Source organism: Paracoccus sediminis (assembly GCF_900188295.1).
Lineage (GTDB): Bacteria > Pseudomonadota > Alphaproteobacteria > Rhodobacterales > Rhodobacteraceae > Paracoccus > Paracoccus sediminis.
On record NZ_FZNM01000034.1, the window covers coordinates 1 to 3436 of the forward strand.

The 3436-nt window shown below is 68.3% G+C and carries 1 protein-coding gene; it reads left to right on the forward strand.

Annotated features, from left to right (window positions below; genetic code table 11):
• Positions 1-7: 7 nt before the first annotated feature.
• Positions 8-3436 (forward strand): pyruvate carboxylase (gene pyc, locus CHB77_RS17840; RefSeq protein WP_089389467.1); only part of this gene is annotated, 3429 nt, incomplete at its 3' end.

A 3436-nucleotide genomic window follows, 5' to 3' on the forward strand; every position in this document is an offset into this window, starting at 1 on the left:
GACCGCGATGTTTCAAAAGATCCTTGTTGCGAACCGTGGCGAGATTGCGATCCGGGTGATGCGGGCGGCCAACGAGCTGGGCAAGCGGACGGTGGCGGTCTATGCCGAGGAGGACAAGCTGGGCCTGCACCGCTTCAAGGCGGACGAGGCCTACCGGATCGGCGCGAGGCTGGGTCCGGTGGCGGCCTATCTGAGCATCCCCGAGATCATCCGGGTGGCCAAGGAGTCCGGCGCGGATGCGATCCATCCGGGCTATGGGCTTTTGTCGGAAAACCCCGATTTCGTGGACGCCTGCGCGGCCGCCGGGATCACCTTCATCGGGCCGCGCGCCGACACGATGCGGGCGCTTGGCGACAAGGCGTCGGCGCGGCGCGTGGCCATCGGGGCGGGCGTGCCGGTGATCCCCGCGACCGAGGTGCTGGGCGAGGATTTCGAGGCGATCAAGGCCGAGGCGGCCGCCATCGGCTATCCGCTGATGTTGAAGGCGTCCTGGGGCGGCGGCGGCCGGGGCATGCGCCCGATCAACGGCCCCGAGGAACTGGCGGACAAGGTTCGCGAGGGGCGCCGCGAGGCCGAAGCCGCCTTCGGGAATGGCGAAGGCTACCTGGAAAAGATGATCGGGCGCGCCCGGCACGTCGAGGTGCAGTTGCTGGGCGACACCCACGGCGGGCTTTATCACCTGTATGAACGCGACTGCACCGTGCAGCGGCGCAACCAGAAGGTCGTCGAGCGCGCGCCCGCCCCCTATCTGACCGCCGAACAGCGCGCCGAGGTCTGCGAACTGGCGCTGAAGATCGGGCGCGCCGTGGGCTATCAGAACGCCGGCACGGTCGAGTTCCTGATGGATATGGACAGCCAGCAGTTCTACTTCATCGAGGTGAACCCGCGCGTCCAGGTCGAGCATACCGTGACCGAGGAGGTCACCGGCATCGACATCGTCCAGTCCCAGATCCGCATCGCCGAAGGCGCCACCCTGGCCGAGGCGACGGGCCTGCCGTCGCAGGATCAGGTCACGCTGTCGGGCCACGCGCTGCAATGCCGCGTGACGACCGAGGATCCGCTGAACAACTTCATCCCCGATTACGGCCGGATCACCGCCTATCGCAGCGCCACCGGCAACGGCATCCGGCTGGACGGCGGCACGGCCTATTCCGGGGGCGTCATCACGCGGTATTACGACAGCTTGCTGGTCAAGGTGACGGCCTGGGCGCAGACGCCCGAGGCGGCGATCCGGCGCATGGACCGGGCGCTGCGCGAGTTCCGGGTGCGGGGCGTGTCCACGAACATCGACTTCGTCATCAACCTGCTCAAACACCCGACCTTCCTGGACGACACCTATACGACCACCTTCATCGACACGACGCCGGATCTGTTCCAGTTCGACAAGAAGCAGGACCGGGCCACCCGGATCCTGACCTATCTGGCCGACATCAGCGTGAACGGGCATCCCGAAACGGCGGGCCGCCCCATGCCGCCTGCCCAAGCCCGCCCGCCGATCCCGCCCGCGCCCAAGGGCGAGCCCGCGCCCGGCACCCGGCAGATGCTGGAGGAGCAGGGCGCGCAGGCGGTGGCCGACTGGATGGCCGGCCAGACCCGCCTGCTGATGACCGACACCACCATGCGCGACGGGCACCAGTCGCTGCTGGCCACCCGGATGCGGTCGATCGACATGATCCGCGTGGCGCCCAGCTATGCCGCGAACCTGCCGGGGCTGTTCAGCGTCGAATGCTGGGGCGGCGCGACCTTCGACGTGGCCTATCGCTTCCTTCAGGAATGCCCCTGGCAGCGGCTGCGCGACATCCGCGAACGGATGCCCAACCTGATGACGCAGATGCTGCTGCGGGCGTCCAACGGGGTGGGCTATACCAATTATCCCGACAACGTGGTCCAGTCCTTCGTGCGCCAGGCGGCGGACAGCGGCGTCGATGTGTTCCGGGTCTTCGACAGCCTCAACTGGGTGGAAAACATGCGCGTCGCCATGGACGCGGTGATCGGGACGGGCAAGATCTGCGAAGGCACGGTCTGCTATACCGGCGACATGCTGGACCCGGACCGGGCCAAGTACGACCTGGCCTATTACGTCCGCACCGCCCAGGATCTGAAGGCCGCGGGCGCCCATGTACTGGGCCTGAAGGACATGGCGGGGCTGCTCAAGCCCGCCGCCGCGCGGATCCTCGTCAAGGCGCTGAAGGAGGAGGTGGGCCTGCCGGTCCATTTCCACACCCACGACACCTCGGGCCTGGCCGGGGCGACGATCCTGGCCGCGGCGGACGCGGGCGTGGATGCGGTGGACGCGGCGATGGATGCGTTCTCGGGCGGCACCTCGCAGCCCTGCCTGGGGTCGATCGTCGCGGCCCTGGACGGGACCGACCGCGACACCGGCCTGGATATCGCGGCGATCCGCGCGATCAGCAACTATTGGGAACGCGTGCGCGAAACCTATGCCGCGTTCGAGTCCGGGATGCAGGCCCCCGCCTCCGAGGTCTATCTGCACGAGATGCCGGGCGGGCAGTTCACCAACCTCAAGGCGCAGGCGCGATCGATGGGGCTGGAGGACCGCTGGCACGAGGTGGCCCAGGCCTATGCCGACGTGAACCGGATGTTCGGGGACATTGTGAAGGTCACGCCGTCGTCCAAGGTGGTGGGCGACATGGCGCTGATGATGGTGGCCCAGCACCTGACGCCCGAACAGGTCATGGATCCCGCCACCGAGGTCAGCTTTCCCGACAGCGTGGTGGACATGCTCAAGGGCAACCTGGGCCAGCCCCCCGGCGGCTGGCCCGAGGATTTGCAGCGCAAGGTGCTGAAGGGCGAGGCGCCCATCGCCGGCCGCCCCGGCGCGCATCTGCCGCCCGTGGACCTCGAGGCCGCGCGGGCCAAGCTGGCCGAGGATCTGGGCGCCCCGATCGACGACGAGGATCTGAACGGCTGGCTGATGTATCCCAAGGTCTTCGCCGACTACAGGACGCGGCACGAGACCTATGGCCCGGTCCGCACGCTGCCCACGCGCAACTTCTTCTACGGCATGGAGCCGGGCGACGAGATCAGCGTCGAGATCGACCCCGGCAAGACCCTGGAGATCCGCCTGCTGACCCTGGGCGAGACCGACGAGACGGGCCAGGTCAAGGTCTTCTTCGAGCTGAACGGCCAGCCCCGTCAGGTCCGTGTGCCGAACCGCAAGGCCACGGGCGCCAAGGCCGCCCGCCCCAAGGCCGATCCGGCGAACGCGGGCCATGTCGGCGCGCCGATGCCGGGCGTCGTGGCGTCCGTCGCGGCCGCGGCGGGCGCCAGGATCCGCCAGGGCGACCTGCTCTTGACCATCGAGGCCATGAAGATGGAAACCGCCCTGCACGCCGACCGCGACGGCACCGTCAAGGCCATCCACGTCAAACCAGGAGAACAGATCGACGCAAAGGATTTGTTGGTCGAGGTGGAG